Source organism: Pseudomonas sp. B6(2017), from assembly GCF_002112765.1.
In the GTDB taxonomy this organism is placed as follows: Bacteria; Pseudomonadota; Gammaproteobacteria; order Pseudomonadales; family Pseudomonadaceae; genus Aquipseudomonas; species Aquipseudomonas piscis.
On sequence record NZ_NEIQ01000010.1, the window covers coordinates 116,334 to 132,012 of the forward strand.

17 protein-coding genes and 1 pseudogene are annotated in these 15,679 nt (G+C 62.1%); 8 read left to right on the forward strand and 10 right to left on the reverse strand.

The window, feature by feature from the left end:
* Positions 1-5: 5 nt before the first annotated feature.
* Positions 6-626 carry a LysE family transporter gene (locus CAG11_RS18400; RefSeq protein WP_085597324.1) on the reverse strand — a complete coding sequence of 207 codons (621 nt, stop codon included), beginning with the start codon at positions 624-626 and terminating at the stop codon, positions 6-8.
* A gap of 66 nt (positions 627-692) precedes the next feature.
* Between CAG11_RS18400 and CAG11_RS18405 the strand changes: the two genes are divergently transcribed.
* Entirely contained in the window at positions 693-1,622 is a 930-nt protein-coding gene (locus CAG11_RS18405) for a LysR family transcriptional regulator (RefSeq protein WP_085597325.1), read from the forward strand.
* Positions 1,623-1,625: 3 nt separating this feature from the next.
* On the opposite strand, the gene CAG11_RS18410 is transcribed toward CAG11_RS18405, so the two are convergent.
* Positions 1,626-2,543, reverse strand: coding sequence for a LysR family transcriptional regulator (locus CAG11_RS18410; RefSeq protein ID WP_085597326.1), 918 nt, complete (start codon positions 2,541-2,543; stop codon positions 1,626-1,628).
* 121 nt (positions 2,544-2,664) lie between these two features.
* Here CAG11_RS18410 and CAG11_RS18415 point away from each other — a divergent pair, with 121 nt between their 5' ends.
* The 4 genes from CAG11_RS18415 (at position 2,665) to CAG11_RS18430 (ending at position 5,295) form a co-directional block, all read left to right on the forward strand.
* Complete coding sequence (locus CAG11_RS18415; RefSeq protein WP_085597327.1) at positions 2,665-3,096, forward strand: PACE efflux transporter; 432 nt, start codon at positions 2,665-2,667, stop codon at positions 3,094-3,096.
* Between the two features lie 98 nt (positions 3,097-3,194).
* Positions 3,195-3,827, forward strand: a complete 633-nt coding sequence (locus CAG11_RS18420; protein WP_085597328.1) for a glutathione S-transferase family protein — start codon at positions 3,195-3,197, stop codon at positions 3,825-3,827.
* A 31-nt stretch (positions 3,828-3,858) separates the two neighbouring features.
* The gene (locus CAG11_RS18425) at positions 3,859-4,599 is read left to right on the forward strand and encodes an NAD(P)-dependent oxidoreductase (RefSeq protein ID WP_085597329.1); all 741 of its coding nucleotides are present in this window, start codon (positions 3,859-3,861) and stop codon (positions 4,597-4,599) included.
* A 180-nt stretch (positions 4,600-4,779) separates the two neighbouring features.
* Positions 4,780-5,295 (forward strand): hypothetical protein, encoded by a 516-nt coding sequence (locus CAG11_RS18430; protein ID WP_085597330.1) that lies wholly within the window; start codon positions 4,780-4,782, stop codon positions 5,293-5,295.
* 69 nt (positions 5,296-5,364) lie between these two features.
* Here CAG11_RS18430 and CAG11_RS34525 read toward each other — a convergent pair whose 3' ends face one another.
* The 3 genes and pseudogenes from CAG11_RS34525 to CAG11_RS18440 form a co-directional block, all read right to left on the reverse strand.
* On the reverse strand, positions 5,365-5,904 hold the full coding sequence (locus tag CAG11_RS34525; RefSeq protein WP_235777309.1) for a methyl-accepting chemotaxis protein: 540 nt from the start codon (positions 5,902-5,904) through the stop codon (positions 5,365-5,367).
* A gap of 6 nt (positions 5,905-5,910) precedes the next feature.
* A pseudogene (locus tag CAG11_RS34530) lies at positions 5,911-6,684 on the reverse strand (PAS domain-containing protein); the annotation flags it as partial.
* Positions 6,685-7,219: 535 nt separating this feature from the next.
* Positions 7,220-8,080 (reverse strand): LysR family transcriptional regulator, encoded by an 861-nt coding sequence (locus CAG11_RS18440; protein WP_085597331.1) that lies wholly within the window; start codon positions 8,078-8,080, stop codon positions 7,220-7,222.
* A 101-nt stretch (positions 8,081-8,181) separates the two neighbouring features.
* On the opposite strand from CAG11_RS18440, the gene gstA reads away from it, so the two are divergent.
* Complete coding sequence (gstA, locus tag CAG11_RS18445; RefSeq protein ID WP_085597332.1) at positions 8,182-8,784, forward strand: glutathione transferase GstA; 603 nt, start codon at positions 8,182-8,184, stop codon at positions 8,782-8,784.
* Between the two features lie 127 nt (positions 8,785-8,911).
* Complete coding sequence (locus CAG11_RS18450; protein WP_085597333.1) at positions 8,912-9,319, forward strand: GNAT family N-acetyltransferase; 408 nt, start codon at positions 8,912-8,914, stop codon at positions 9,317-9,319.
* Between the two features lie 9 nt (positions 9,320-9,328).
* Here the strand turns inward: CAG11_RS18450 and def are convergent, their stop codons facing one another.
* The 3 genes from def to CAG11_RS18465 form a co-directional block, all read right to left on the reverse strand.
* The gene (gene def, locus CAG11_RS18455; protein ID WP_022640418.1) at positions 9,329-9,868 is read right to left on the reverse strand and encodes a peptide deformylase; all 540 of its coding nucleotides are present in this window, start codon (positions 9,866-9,868) and stop codon (positions 9,329-9,331) included.
* A gap of 2 nt (positions 9,869-9,870) precedes the next feature.
* Complete coding sequence (locus CAG11_RS18460; protein WP_085597334.1) at positions 9,871-10,815, reverse strand: YihY/virulence factor BrkB family protein; 945 nt, start codon at positions 10,813-10,815, stop codon at positions 9,871-9,873.
* A 177-nt stretch (positions 10,816-10,992) separates the two neighbouring features.
* Positions 10,993-11,184 carry a CsbD family protein gene (locus tag CAG11_RS18465; RefSeq protein WP_085597335.1) on the reverse strand — a complete coding sequence of 64 codons (192 nt, stop codon included), beginning with the start codon at positions 11,182-11,184 and terminating at the stop codon, positions 10,993-10,995.
* A 211-nt stretch (positions 11,185-11,395) separates the two neighbouring features.
* Between CAG11_RS18465 and CAG11_RS18470 the strand changes: the two genes are divergently transcribed.
* Positions 11,396-11,773 (forward strand): hypothetical protein, encoded by a 378-nt coding sequence (locus tag CAG11_RS18470; RefSeq protein WP_053137205.1) that lies wholly within the window; start codon positions 11,396-11,398, stop codon positions 11,771-11,773.
* A 55-nt stretch (positions 11,774-11,828) separates the two neighbouring features.
* On the opposite strand, the gene fadD1 is transcribed toward CAG11_RS18470, so the two are convergent.
* Both fadD1 and fadD2 read right to left on the reverse strand, forming a co-directional pair.
* On the reverse strand, positions 11,829-13,520 hold the full coding sequence (gene fadD1, locus CAG11_RS18475) for a long-chain-fatty-acid--CoA ligase FadD1 (protein WP_085597336.1): 1,692 nt from the start codon (positions 13,518-13,520) through the stop codon (positions 11,829-11,831).
* Positions 13,521-13,863: 343 nt separating this feature from the next.
* A complete protein-coding gene (fadD2, locus tag CAG11_RS18480; protein ID WP_085597337.1) occupies positions 13,864-15,552 on the reverse strand; it encodes a long-chain-fatty-acid--CoA ligase FadD2 in 1,689 nt (562 codons plus the stop codon).
* Positions 15,553-15,679: the final 127 nt, after the last annotated feature.

Below are 15,679 nucleotides of genomic sequence, written 5' to 3' on the forward strand. Positions count from 1 at the left end.
GCGCCTCAGGGCCGCAGGCCCAGGGCACCGAGCAACAGGCCGAAGCCCACCAGCACCACGCCGAACAGCTGATCGATCCGGCGCTTGTAGGCCAGCAGCCGGCCAGCGATGGCCGGCGCCGAGAAGAACAGCGCCACCGCCACGAACCACAGCACATGGGCCAGGACGATGATCGCGCCGTAGCCCAGTTGCACCGGCAAGCGGGTTCCCGGCTCGATCACCTGCATGAACAGGCTGAGGACGAAGATCATGGTCTTCGGATTCAGCGCATTGGTCAGCAGGCCACTGCGCAGGGCCGCCCAGCCGGACATCGCCTGGCCCTGCGCCAGCGTCTCCTGCCCAGCCGACGCCGGGCTGCGCAGCAGCTTGTAGCCCAGGTAGATGAGGTACATCGCCCCGGCGCTCTTCAGCACCGTGAACCACAGCAGCGACTGCTGCAGCAGCACCCCTACCCCCAGCAAGCTGTAGCCGATATGCAGCATGACCCCCAGCCCGATGCCCAGGGCGGTGAGCACGCCGTGGCGCCGCGAAAGCATCAGGCTGTTGCGGGTGACCAGGGCGAAATCGGCTCCGGGGCTGAGTACAGCAAGAATGGTAATGGTGAGTACGACTAACAGTTCAGTCACGTTACATACGCCTTGGTTATAGAATCAGGCGCTACTGTATGGGGACCGCCACGGAAACAGCCAACGATGAAAACTGACACTTACGGTGATAAAAACTCACAGTCATTACGTCGCCGCCTGCCGCCACTGGGAGCCCTGCGCTGCTTCGAGGCCGCGGCGCGCCTGGAGAGCTTCACCCGTGCCGGTGCCGCCCTGCACCTGACCCACGGCGCCATCAGCCGCGCCGTACGAGCCCTGGAAGAAGACTTGGGCACGCCACTGTTCGAGCGTCGCAGCCACCGGGTATTCCTCACCGCCGCCGGCAGCGAGCTGCTGCATAGCGTGAGCCAGGCCCTGGACCTGGTCGAGCATACTGCCGTTCGCCTGCGCAGCGCCCAGGCCCCGGGCCCCTTGGTGTTGTCCTGCGAACCCACCCTGCTGATGCGTTGGTTGATCCCCCGGCTGCCGCAATTCCAGGCGGCACATCCGCAGGTGTCGATCCAACTGCTGGCCGGTGGCGGCCCCTTCTCCTTCAATGCCGGGATCGACCTGGCGATCCGCCGCAACGACTTCACCTGGAACAGCGAAACCCAGGCCCACTGGTTGTTCGATGAACGCATCGGCCCGGTGTGCCGCCCGCAGCACCAGGCAGACTGGGCGCCACAGACAGAAGATCGACCGCGACTGGCCGGACACGCCCCGCGCCTGCACAGCGCCACCCGGCCGACGGCCTGGCAGCAGTGGCTGCAATTGCAGCAGCTAGCTGATAGCCCCGCACCACAGGAACAAGGGTTCGAGCATTTCTACTTCAGCCTGCAAGCGGCGGTGGCGGGACTGGGGCTGGCCATCGCGCCCTGGCAACTGGTACGCGATGACCTGGCCAGTGGGCTCTTGTGCGCCCCCTTCGACTTCATCGCCGACGGCAGCGCCTACTACCTGCTGTCGCCCGGCCCCATCGATGCCGACTCGCCGGCAGGGTTGCTGTTGCACTGGCTGCGGGAACAGGCTCGGGACTGAGCATTACGCCACCGGCACAGGCGGGCTATCGAGCGCCGGGTCCTGGCCGCTGAGCAGTTGCACCAGGGCCAGGGCGCCTTTCTGCAACGCTTGGCTCTTGAGCCACACCGCATGCACCGGCAAGGTCAGGCCGTTGTCGATGTTCTTGAAACGCAGGCGCTGCAGACGCCCGGCCGCGAATAGCGGGCGCAACACCGACAGCGGGAAGTTGCCCCAGCCGATCCCCGCTTCCACCATGTGCAAGGCCATGGCCAGGCTGTCGGTGCGCCAGCGGGATTCGCCCACCAGGGGCCGGGTATCGCTGATGGGCAAGTCGCGGCTGGCCACCACCACCTGGCGTACCTGGATCAGGTCCTCCAGGTACAGGCTGCCGTCGCTGGCCTGGAACAGCGGATGCCGGGCGGCAATACAGGCCGTCATGCGCTCGCTGCCCACGTACTGGAAGTATTCCAGGGCGTTGACGCTCAAGCCGGCGAATGCCACCGCGACACTGACCCGCCCGCTGTGCAGCAACTGCAGCACATCGTCCTGCGGCGCACTGAGCACTTCCACCTCCAGCAACGGGTAACGCTCGGCAATCAGCTTGATCGCCGCCAGCACTCGCTGCTTGTCGATATCGTCCACCACCGCCACCGCCAGCTTGCTTTCCAGGCCCAGGGACAGCTCGACGGCATGTACCTGCAACTGTCGCAGCTGATCGGCGATCAAGCGCGCATGGGGCGCCAGGGCCAAGGCCAGCGGCGTCGGCACCGGCTCGCGATGGCTGCGATCGAACAAGGCATAACCCAGTTCGGCCTCGAGGTTGGCGATCCCCATGCTGACTGTCGAGGGCACCTTGCCCAGGAACCGGGCGGCGGCGGAAAAGGAGCCGCGCTCGAGCACGGCAAGAAACAACTGGATGCTGTCGCTGGAAAAATTCATCGCTCCAACCTATCAGAAATACTGAAAGCTTCCGACTTTTTCTGTCACTTCAATTGAAGCTATCTTCTGCGCACTTCACCAGCTCCAGGCTGGCTTCCCCCCTTTTCACCAAGGAACTCCCATGCAAGGCGTGAAACGCAAACTGGTCTATGTCTCGCTGTTCGAAGTATTCGGCATGACCTTCTCGGCCCTGGGCCTGGCCCTGCTGTCCGGCACCTCGCCCACCAGTACCGGCCCGCTGGCCGTGATCATCACCAGCATCGCCGTGACCTGGAACTTCATCTACACCAGCCTGTTCGAGCGTTGGGAAAGCCGCCAGGCCTCGCGGACCCGGACCGTCAAGCGGCGCATCGCCCATGCCGTGGGCTTCCAGCTGACGCTGATCGTGTTCCTGATCCCGCTGATCGCCTGGTGGATGGACATCAGCCTGGTACAGGCCTTCCTGCTGGACCTGGCGCTGATCCTGTTCATCCCGTGCTACACCTTCGCCTTCAACTGGTTGTTCGACCGGGTCTTCGGCCTGCCCGCCTCGGCGCTGCCCGACCCGGCCTGAAAACCGCCAGCGTTGCGCCGGGTAAATTGCCCGTCGCGGCGCCGGCGCGACGCTGTTAGATTCCCAGGACCTGCCAGAACCAAGAACAAGGAAGCGTCATGGGAACCCCCTGCAGAATTCTCGGTAAAGCCTCGTCCATCAACGTCAGGAAAGTCTTGTGGACCTGCGAGGAACTTGGCTTGCCCTATCAACAGGAAGACTGGGGCAGCGGCTTTCGCTCCACCCACACCCCTGAATTCCTTGCCCTCAATCCCAATGCCCAGGTCCCGGTGCTGATCGACGACGCCGGCGTCCTGTGGGAGTCCAACAGCATCTGCCGCTACCTGGCCAACCTGCATCCGGGCAGCGGCTTGCTGCCGATCGCTCCGCGGGCCAGGGCCCTGGTGGAGCAATGGATGGACTGGCAGGCTACGGAGCTCAACCCGTCCTGGAGCTATGCATTCATGGGCCTGGTGCGCCAACACCCCGATTGCCAGGACAGCCGGCGCCTGGGGGCCAGCCTGCTGGCCTGGAATGCCAAGATGCAGATCCTCGAACAGCAACTGGCCCGCACCCAGGCCTATGCCGCCGGCGATGATTTCAGCCTGGCGGATATCGTCCTCGGGCTGTCGGTCAATCGCTGGCGAATGACTCCCATGGAGCACCCGGACTTCCCCGCCGTGGCGGCCTACTACGAACGCCTGAGCCAGCGCCCGGGTTTCCTGTTGCACGGGCGCAACGGCACGCCTTGACCCTGCCTCACTCAATCACTGGAAGTACGACATGGACAGACTCAACGTACTGCTGACGGGCGCCTGCGGCCGGATAGGCAAGGTATTTTTCCAGGGCAGCCTGGAGCGCTATCGCTTCACCCTCACCGATCGGCTGGAACCGACCTTCGAGGTTCCCGCTCCCCACCGCTTCGTGCGCCTGGACCTGAACGACCCGCAGGCCATCGAGCAATTGCTGGCCGGCATCGACGTCATCGTGCATCTGGCCGGGATTCCCCATGCCCAGGCCGGCTTCGACGAGTTGCTCCCCAACAACATCCTCGCCACCACCTACCTGTTCGAGGCGGCAGCGAACGCCGGCTGCCAGCGCCTGGTGTTCGCCAGCAGTGCCCAGACCATCGAAGGCTACCCCGTGGATCGGCAGATCGACACGAACATGCCCGTGATGCCGGCCAACCTGTACGGCGTGAGCAAGTGCTACGGCGAGGCGCTGTGCGGGTTCTATGCCGGCAAGGGACTGTCGTGCATCGCCTTGCGCATCGGTGCCTTTGAGTTCCCCGACCAGCATGAACTGACCACCACCCGCGACCTCAGCGCCTGGCTCAGCCCACGGGATGCCGTACAACTGCTGCAGCGCGCGGTCCAAACGCCAGGAATCCGGCACTTCATCGGCCATGGCATTTCCAACAACCGCTTCAAGCGCCTGGACCTGAGCGAAACACAGCGTGTCCTGGGTTATGAACCGGTGGATGATGCCTTCCAGCAAGACTTCGGCATCGCCATCACCTATTGAGCCGGTCCCCGGCCCTGGCAAGCCGGCCAAGCCGGTTATTGCCAGGAAGCGGCAAGAACTGTCCGCTTTCTGCCTTCTCGGGCCTGCCGCCGGCCACAACCCCTTGATTTACAAGGACCTGATCGTGGGCATGGAATTTGCTAAATTTTTGGCCTGGTTCCCTTACACAGGTTCTCGATCATGTTCGTTAACGCCCAGACATCCGTTTCAGTGCAGCCTACCGCGCGCACCGACATGGACCCGACCACGGCCGCCGCCAGTGCGTTGTACAGCGGCATGCTGCAACAAGCGCAACAATCGGTGACCGTCCCGGCAACCCAGTCCAACCAGCAGCAGGTCAACAACGTCGACGACAACGTCAACGCCGCCTTCGCCAAGACCCGCGTCCTGCTGCAACAAGCCACGCCACCGGCCGCCAATACGCCACAGGCCAACAGCGCGACCCAGAGCGATGCCCTGTCCGACTTCAAGGACTACATGAGCAAAAGCCCCGAGCAGCGCCTGCGCGACAACATCCTCAAGGAGCTGGGGCTGACCGAGGAAGACCTGAAGAACCTGCCGCCGGAGCGCCAGATGGCGATCAACCAGGAAATCACCCAGCGCATGCAAGACAAGGTGAAACTGGCCAAGGAAGAACAGCAGCAGTCCAAGGACAACGTGAAGCCGCTGGAAGAGAAGTTCCTCGCGTCGCTGTAAAGACTGGCAACGCAAGGTCGGATAATGAACAAGGGTTCCCACCGGGAACCCTTTTTCGTACCTGGCCGGCTACTGCAATTGCAGGGATGTATTGAACTGGCTGATGGCATCCACCACATGCCGCGAGCCCTGCTGGATCTCCAGGATCACTTCCCCCGCCTCGTTCGCCAGCTCGACGCCCAGCCCGGTGCGGCTCAGGCTCGATTGCATGCTGGTGACCGCGCTCTTGGACAGGTCGTGGTTCTTGCGCACCACCTCGACGATCTCCACCGTCGCCTGGCTGGTACGGGCCGCCAGGCTGCGCACCTCGTCCGCCACCACCGCGAAACCTCGCCCATGCTCTCCGGCCCGGGCAGCCTCGATGGCGGCATTGAGCGCCAGCAGGTTGGTCTGGTCGGCGATCCCACGGATGGTCTGGACGATGGTGCCGATGATCTCCGACTGCTTGCTCACCGCATCGATACTGAGCGCCGCTTCGTTCAGATCGCGGGAGATCTGCTGGATGATCCCCACCGTCTGCTGCACCACCTCCGAACCTTTCTGCGCGCAGGCGTCGTTCTGTACGGAAGTGCTATGGGCCGATTCTGCGGCGGACTGCAAGGTGGTCATCTGCTGGGTGATGTCGCTGGCGAACTTGACCACCTTGTACAGCCGGCCCTTGGCATCGAACAGCGGGTTGTAGGAGGCCTCGAGGAACACCGTCTGGCCGTACTTGTTCTCCCGTTCGAAGCGATGGGAGTGGTACTCGCCACGGTTCAGGGATGCCCAGAACTGCTTGTACTCGGCGGACTCGGATTCGGCCCGGTGGCAGAACATGCTGTGGTGCTGGCCGACGATCTCGGCGAGGGAGTACTGCATGGTCTTGAGGAAGTTGTCGTTGGCCGTGATGATCCGGCCGTCCGGGCTGAACTCGATGATCGCCATGGAGCGACCGATGGCGTTGAGCAGGCTCTGGTTCTCGTGCTCCAGGTGGATCCGGTCGGAAATGTCCGAGGCGACCTTGATCACGCTCCTGACCTGGCGATTGGCGTCGAACACCGGCATGTAGCTGGCTTCGAGCCAGATCTCCTCGCCCTTCTTGTTCAGCCGCACGAAGGTGTCGCTGATCGGTTCGCCCCGGGCCAGGTCGCGCCACAGCTTGTTGTAGTCCTCGCTGCGGTAGAACTCTTCTTCGCAGAAAATCCGGTGATGCTTGCCGCGTATTTCCTCGACGGAATAGCCCATGACCTGACAGAAGTTCTCGTTGGCGTCGAGGATGACTCCGTCGGGGGAAAACTCGATCATCGCCATTGAACGACTGATGGCCGCCAACTTGCCGTTGGCTTCGCTCAAGGCGCAGTTGAAACGCTCGATTTCCAGCAGGTCAGCCTTGTGATGTAGGTTAAACATGGACGTATCACCTTCAACGCTGTCTTTTGATTGACGGAAGTTCCTAGTCTTTCAACTGATCCACCACAACGTTCATAAAACATGGCAAGCGCTCCCTGCATATGCGCAAGGAAGTGTCAGGTGATAAATGATGTTTAATCGGAGAGTCCATGTTGCAACACTCTTATCAAGCCATCCTTTTCTCGATGACCCATTGCCGGGTCGGACCTAACAGGGCATCAGGCTCCCTCCGAGCGAACGCTCCTGAGCCGGCGACACCTCTGGCCTAGCACTCTTGCGGTGACTGGCAACTCCGGCGCAGCGTTCTGGAAAGAGTCGAACAAACATCGTCTACATGGACATGAACATCGCGAAGCAGATATTCGAAGGCCGACGGATACGAATTTTCACGCTTGAGCATAGACAGCCGTCGACTCTATGCAAGTCCACTAGTCAGGCTGTTCGCGCAACTTTCCCGGCATTGCAGTTGATTAGCGATCATGTAACAAACAAGACACGAACATTGCCTGCTTACAGCTCTTGAAGAGGCTGCCCGTCAACGCTCGTCGAGAATGTCGAGGAAGGCTCGCACCAACGCATTGGGCTCGCTGCCGGTGGCCGGCACCAGGGCGAACTCACGCTCCAGGGCAGTGGCCAAGGGCAGTATCCGCAGTCCCTGGCGCTGTTCGGGCAAGGTGCTGCGGGGCACCAGGGTCACTCCCAGCCGTTCGCGCACCAGGCTGAAGGCGCTGTTCCACTCGCGTACCTCGACCCGTACATCCGCCAAGGCCAGGCCCGCCCTGGCGGCCAGGCTGCGAGCATTCACCGAGCAGCCGCCCGTGGCCAGGACGAAGGGCTGGGCCACAAGGCTCGCCAGGTCGATGCTGGACCCGCGCCAGCCATGATCCTCGGGCAGCACTGCAACCCAGGAGTCGCGCCCCAGCAACCACGAGCGACGTTCGGGCTCCGGGTTCAGCACCACGCCCAGGTCCACCAACTGCGCGTCGAGCAAGGCATCCACTTCGTCGTCGCTGACCTGTAGTTGCACCACCTCGATCCCCGGGTAGAGCTGGTTGAAGCGCTGCAGCAACGGCGGCATGAAGGTCGCCATCACCACCGGAAACCCCGCCAGCCGCAGGCTGCCCCGGGGGATGCCGCGGGCGGTGTCCACCAACTGGCGAATCTGCGCCAGGGAGCCGAGCATCGCTCGCGCCTGCTCCAGCACTTGCAGGCCGATCGCCGTGGGCAGGACCCGCCGGTGGTCGCGGACGAACAAGCGCACGCCAAGCATGTCCTCCATCTGCGCCAGGGCCTGGCTGGCGCCGGATTGCGTCATGCCCACTTGCCCGGCGGCGCGGGTGATGGTGCCGTACTCGGCAATGGCCACCAACAACCGCCAGTGCATCAAGTTCATCATGACAGTAGCTATCCTTATGGAGTATTTCTGAAAGAGTAATTTTACCCATGTTGCCGGTGTCCTCCACACTGGCTCCACCTTCACCTCAAAGGGAATTGCCCATGAAACTCTACTACGCTCCCCAAGCCTGCTCCCTGGCCTCCCACATCATCCTGCGGGAACTGCAATTGCCGTTCGAACTGGTCCGCGTCGACGTCCACACCAAACGCACCGCGGACGGCCAGGACTTCTACAGCATCAACCCCAAGGGCTACGTGGTGGCGCTGCAGCTGGACAACGGCGAGCTGCTGACCGAGGGCCCCGCAGTCCTGCAATACCTGGCCGACCTCAAGCCCGAGGCCGGCCTTGCCGCAGCCAATGGCACCTGGCAGCGGGTCCGCCTGCAAGAGACCCTGAACTTCATCACCACTGAAGTCCACGGCATCCTCAACTGGCTGTTCAACCCCGATTTCGGGGACAAGGCCCGGGAAATATTCCGTCAGAAATTGGCCAAGCGCCTGGCCTTCGTGGACAAGCAACTGGAACGCCAGGATTACCTGCAAGGCGCCCAGTTCGGAGTCGCCGATGCCTACCTGTTCACCGTGCTGCGCTGGACTGCACTGTTCGATATCGACCTGGCCGCGTGGCCGGCCCTGGTGAAATTCCAGGCCCGCGTCGAACAGCGCCCAGCCGTGCGCGCGGCGCTGGAAATCGAACTGGCCTGAGCCGACCGCTGACCCTTGAGCGGTACCGAACCGGTGCCGCCTCCCGGGTCGATCACACTGGTGCACGCACCTGTGATCGGCCCGGGATTTCCTTATAATCCGCGCTCCTCCACCACCCGCCGTGCCTATGCCCAGCTACCGCATCAGCCAGCTTGCCGAGGCCTCGCGGCCCTTGCTGAACAAGTTCTATCGCCAGCATCGATCATCCATGCGCGCTTCGGCCGATGGCCAGCTGTGGGTGTTGCGCGATGGCGAGATTCTGGCGGGAATGAGCCTGAGCCCGGTGGCCCAGGGACATTGGTTGACGGGGTTGTTCGTTGCCCCGCCCCAACGCGGCCAGGGTTTGGCCGGGCGTTTGCTGGAAGGCGCGCTAGGTTCGCTCGAAGGCCCGGTCTGGCTGTTCTGCCACCCGGACCTTGTCCCCTGGTACCAACGCCTGGGATTTGTCGCCGCTCTCCCACTGCCGCAACCCCTGGCCGAACGGCTGCTGCGCTATCAGCGCAGCAAACCGCTGCTGGCCATGGCCCGGGGTTGAACCCCGCAGTCAGTCGTCGGCCTGGGGATCGAGGTCGGGAAACAGCACCTCGGTGAACCCGAACTTGCGAAAATCGCTGATACGCGATGGGTACAGGCGGCCGATCAAGTGGTCGCATTCATGCTGCACCACCCGGGCATGGAAACCCGAGGCCACGCGGACGATGGGCTCGCCCTTGGGATCGAAGCCTTCGTAGCGGATATGCCGATGCCGCTGGACCACGCCACGCATGCCAGGTACCGAGAGACAGCCCTCCCAGCCCTCTTCCAGTTCCGGGTTCAGGGGGGTGATCAAAGGGTTGATGAGGATGGTCTGCGGCACCGCCTCGGCGTCCGGGTAGCGCTCGCTGTGCTCGAAACCGAAGATCACCAGCTGCAGGTCGACGCCGATCTGCGGCGCCGCCAAACCCACGCCACCGACGCTTTCCATGGTCTGGAACATATCGTCGATCAGCTCCCAGAGTTGCGGGCTGTCGAACATCTCGGGCGGTACCGGGGGAGCGATGCGCAGCAGGCGCTCATCGCCCATCTTGAGGATTTCACGGATCATGTTCAGGCTTCGTCAGTGCTCGGCTGGAGCGAGTGATCGCGGCCCAGTCCCGAAATGTGTTGTTTGCCGCCGGGCTCGTCAAAGTCCTTTGCACCAGGGTCCTTGCCTTCGGCCGACATGTGTTCGATCACCGCATTCATTTCCGCTCCCAGCAACAACACCGCCGAAGATATGTAGAAGTACAGGAGCAGGACGATGATCGCGCCGATACTGCCATACATCGCGTTGTAGTTAGCGAAGGTTTTCACATAGTAGGCGAACCCCAGGGACGCGATGATCCACACCACCACCGCCAGCACCGAACCTGGGGTGATGAAGCGGAATTTCTGCTTCACATCGGGCATCACGTAGTACATCAAGGCCACCGCCACCATCATCAGCAGCACGATCACCGGCCAGCGCAGGATGGTCCACAAGGTGACGATGAAATCCTCCAGGCCCACCTGCCCTGCCAGCCAGGCCATCACCTGCGGCCCCAGGACCATCAGCGCCGCAGCCGCCAGGAGCATGCCGGCGATACCGACGGTGTAGAAGATCGACAGCGGGAAGCGCTTCCAGATCGGCCGCCCCTCCACCACGTCGTAGGCGGCATTCATCGCGCTCATCATCAGCCGCACACCCGCCGAGGCGGTCCACAGGGCGATGACGATACCCACCGACAACAGGCCGCCCTTGGACTGCTGCAATTGGTCGATCACCGGGTTCACCTGCTCCAGGGCTTCGCGGGGCAGCACCAGCTCGGCCTGCAAGCGCAGCCAGGAAAAGAAGTCCGGCAGGTGCAGGAAACCGATCAGGGCGATGAGGAAGAGGATGAAGGGAAACAGCGAGAACAGCATCTGGTAGGCCAGGGCCGAGGCATAGGTGGACATCTCGTCCGCGATGAACTCGTTGACCGTGCGGATCAGCACCCGGTGCAAGGGCAGGCCTTTGAGGTCCGGAAAAATCATAGCGTCTCCTTTCGCCGCAAAAAGATTGAAGTCGCTGGCGACTCAGGGGGCGTTTTTCTACAACAAATTAGCCTAGTTGGCGAACCACAACCACGGTGGATGCCGGATCACGGCTATCGCGGACATGAAAACGGCCATCCGAGGATGGCCGCCGGGACTGCTCTCGAGCATGCCGTGTCAGGCCTTGTCGACTGTCTTCTTCACCGCGTCCTTGGCCTTGCCAAGGGCCTGCTGGGCTTCGCCTTTCTTTTCCTGGATCTTGCCCTCGGCCTGCAACTTAGTGTTGTCAGTCGCCTTGCCAACGCCTTGCTTGACGTTGCCGACGGCTTCGTTGACCAGACCTTTTGCCTTATCCGCTGTGCTACCCATGGTATTTCTCCGTGAGACGAAGGTGGTTCGAACAAAAAGGGAAATGCGTTGCTACCCTGGATTGACCTGCGGCCGTTGCGCAGAGTTTCAATTATTTTGCTCCAGCCTTCGATTACCGATCCGCAGTTGCGCTTTATGTTTGCCGGGCAACCCTGGAGAATGCGCGGCCGTTCAGGCCAAGCCCTGAAGATCCCATTTGCGTAGGAAGCTTATGAAATTCGATAAAAAGCAGGCCATCGCCCGTAGAAACCAGGAACTGGGCCGCGCGGTGCTGGACGTCGACAATTGCCAGTTCGCGGAACTCAACCGCAACCGCAATATCTGGTGGTTCGACATCCTGCTCGCCCGCCTGGCGGTGGGCCAGCAAGAATGGCTGCACCTGCTGCTGTACACCCCGAGCACCGACCAGTTGATCCACCTGAAGGTGCCGACCAGCTTCCTGCGCAAGAAACGCGAAGGCCTGGAAGTGCGCAACGAAGGCAAGCGCAAGGCGGCCCTGAGCCTGGAGCTGAGCGCCGACAAGGACTCCTTCCTCAAGGATGTACGCCCAGCCGGCACCGGCGTGGGTTTCGCCCAATTCCAGCAGTAATTGGCCGGCATGAAAAAGCCCCGCACTGGCGGGGCTGTTTCATGGGCGCTACGGCTTACTTCTTCACGCCGAGCTTCTTCAGTTCTTCGTCACGCAGCTCGCGGCGCAGGATCTTGCCGACGTTGGTGGTCGGCAGGGCATCGCGGAACTCCACGGCCTTGGGCACCTTGTAGCCGGTGACGTTGGCGCGCATGTGGGTCATCACCTGCTCCTTGGTCAGGGTTACCCCCGGCTTGGCGACGATGAAGATCTTGATGGTCTCGCCGGACTTCTCGTCCGGCACGCCGATCGCCGCACACTGCAGGACGCCCGGCAACGAGACCAGCACATCTTCCAGTTCGTTGGGATACACGTTGAAACCCGAGACCAGGATCATGTCCTTCTTGCGATCGACGATACGGATGTAGCCGTCGGGCTGGATCAGGGCGATGTCACCGGTCTTCAGCCAGCCTTCGCTGTTGAGGACTTCGTCGGTGGCGTCCTGGCGCTGCCAGTAGCCCTTCATCACTTGCGGGCCCTTCACGCACAGCTCGCCGACTTCACCCAGGGGCAGTTCCTCGCCAGCATCGTTGACCACGCGGCACAGGGTCGACGGCACCGGGATGCCGATGGTGCCGATCTGGATGTTCTGGATCGGGTTGACCGTGGCCACCGGGCTGGTTTCGGTCATCCCGTAGCCTTCGCAGATCGGGCAGTTGGTCACCGACTTCCAGCGCTCGGCCGCGGCCAATTGCAGGGCCATGCCGCCGGACAGGGTGACCTTCAGCGCGGAGAAGTCCAGCTTGCGGAACGCCTCGCTGTTGCACAGGGCGACGAACAGGGTGTTGAGGCCGACGAAGCCGCTGAACTTCCACTTCGACAGTTCCTTGACCATCGCCGGCAGGTCGCGCGGGTTGGTGATCAGGATGTTGTGGTTGCCCATCAGCATGATGGCCATGCAATGGAAGGTGAACGCATAGATGTGGTACAGCGGCAGCGGCGTGATGAGGATTTCGCAACCTTCGTTGAGGTTCGAGCCCATCAGGGCCTTGCATTGCAGCATGTTGGCCACCAGGTTGCGGTGGGTCAGCATCGCGCCCTTGGCCACGCCGGTGGTACCACCGGTGTACTGCAGTACCGCTACGTCGGAACTGGCCGGGTTGGCCTCGCGAACCGGCTGGCCCTGCCCCTTGCGCAGCACGTCATTGAACTTGATGGCCTGTGGCAGGTGGTAGGCCGGCACCATCTTCTTCACGTACTTGACGACGCTGTTGATCACCAGGCGCTTGAGCGGCGGCAGCAGGTCGGCCACCTCGGTGATGATCACGTGCTTGACCCCGGTCTTGGGCACCACGCTCTCTGCCAGGTGGGCCATGTTGGCCAGGCAGACCAGGGCCTTGGCCCCGGAGTCGTTGAACTGGTGTTCCATTTCCCGCGCGGTGTACAGCGGGTTGGTGTTGACCACCACCAGGCCGGCGCGGATCGCACCGAATACCGCGATCGGGTACTGCAGCAGGTTGGGCAGTTGCAAGGCGATTCGATCGCCAGGCTGCAAATCGGTATGCTGTTGCAGGTACGCGGCAAAAGCCCCGGACAGCTCGTACAGCTCACCGTAGGTGATTGTCTTGCCGAGGTTGCTAAAGGCCGGTTTGTCAGCGAAACGTTGGCAGGACTGCTTCAATACCGCCTGAATATTCGGATACTCGTCTGGATTGATATCGGCAGCAATCCCAGCTGGGTACTTATCCTTCCAAAAGTCTTCGATCATGGAAGCCCACTCCTCAGCAACGCGAATTCATCACCGCATTCGATGCGATTTTTATTGGGTGTGTGTTTTTATTGGTGTCTTTTTTGTGGTGAGTCTGGCTTTTTACTAGGCCGAGAAGTCACAAAGCGCGCCGAGAGTAGCAGCTTTGGAAAAGGCCGCCTAGGGCCAAAGAAGGCCTGATTAGTCACAAATATGACTCAAGACTAATTAATGGTCATTTTTAGAGTAAAAATTCTACAATCGCCGATTCCGCTCTGGCCCGCGGCTTTGCGCCCGACCAAAAGCCGCGCGGGCAAGCCGTTGCACCAACCGGCTTGCCCGCCCAAGGACGAACGGACGGGTTTCAGGCGGTATCACGCAGCTCGCGGCGCAGGATCTTGCCCACCGGGGTCATCGGCAGCGACTCGCGCAGGACGATGTGCTTGGGCACCTTGTAGCCGGTGAAATTCTCCTTGCAGTAGGCCTTGAGCTCTTCGAGGCTGACCCCTGTTTCCCGGGGCACGACGAATAGCTTCACGGCCTCGCCGGAGCGTTCGTCCGGCACTCCGATCACCGCGCAGTTGGCCACCTTCGGGTGGGCCATGACCACATCTTCGATTTCGTTCGGGTACACGTTGAAACCCGAGACGATGATCATGTCCTTCTTGCGGTCGACGATACGCACGAAACCGTCCGGATCGATCACCGCGATATCCCCGGAGCGGAACCAGCCCTCGGCATCCAGCACCTCGGCCGTGGCCTCGGGCTTCTGCCAGTAGCCCTTCATGATCTGCGGTCCCTTGATGCACAACTCGCCACGCTCGCCCAGCGGCAACTCGACGCCCTGGTCATCGATGACCTTGACCAGGGTGCCCGGTACCGGCAGGCCGACGGTGCCCAGCCGTGAACTGTCGCCATAAGGGTTGGTGCAGGCCACCGGCGACGTCTCGGTCAAGCCATAGCCTTCGGTGATGCGGCAACCGGTGAGTGTCTGCCAGCGCTCGGCCGTGGCCTTGACCAGCGCCGTGCCGCCGGAGTTGGTCAGTTTGAGGTTGGAGAAATCCAGGTTCTTGAATTCCGGGTGGTCCATCAGCGCCACGAACAGCGTGTTGAGGCCCAGGAATGCCGAGAACCGCCAGTTCTTCAACTCCTTGATGAAGCCACCGATATCCCGCGGGTTGGTGATCAGCACGTTGTGGTTGCCGGTGACCATCATGCACATGCAGTTCGCGGTGAAGGCATAGATGTGGTACAGCGGCAGCGGCGCCACCATCACCTCCTGGCCCTCACGCCACTGGGTGTTGCCATCGGGGCCGTGCTGGCCAAGACAGGCACGGGCTTGCTGCATGTTGGCCACCAGGTTGCCGTGGGTCAGCATCGCGCCCTTGGCCAGGCCTGTGGTGCCGCCGGTGTATTGCAGCACGGCGATATCGTCGAGCCCTATGGCCAGCGGCTTGATGCCCTGGCCACGCCCCAGGCGCAGGGCGCTCTTGAAGGAGATGGCCTGGGGCAGGTGGTAGGCCGGCACCATCTTCTTGACCTTGTCCACCACCATGTTGACCAGCCAGCCCTTGGCGGTGGGCATCAGGTCGCCCATGCGGGCCTCGATCAAGTACTGCAGATCGGTGTCGCCCAGCACTTCCTGGACCTTCTGCCCGAACATGTTCAGGTACACCAGGGCCCGGGCCCCGGAGTCCTTGAACTGATGGCGCATCTCGCGCGCGGTGTACAGCGGGTTGGTATTGACCACCACCAGGCCGGCGCGCAGGGCACCGAACACGGCGATCGGGTATTGCAGGACGTTGGGCATCTGCACCGCGATGCGATCCCCGGGGGCCAGGTCGGTCTGGCTCTGCAGGTAGGCGGCGAACGCCGCGCTATAGCGCTCCAGCTCGGCGTAGGTCAGGGTCACCCCCATGTTGCTGAAGGCCGGGCGGTCGGCAAATTTCTTGCAGGAACGCTCAAACACCTCGATCACCGACTTGTAGGCCCCCTGGTCGATGTCGTTGGGGACGCCGGCGGGGCGCTTATCATTCCAGAAATCAGGTTGCATTATTCTTGTCCTCTTATTTTGCCTGAACGATCCTGGCCGCCTCTGCAACGCTGCCAGGGCGGGGCTCTTCGGACGTTAGCAGCTATGGCGATTCAGGCAAATATGGGCAAGTGTGTCATTAATTGTG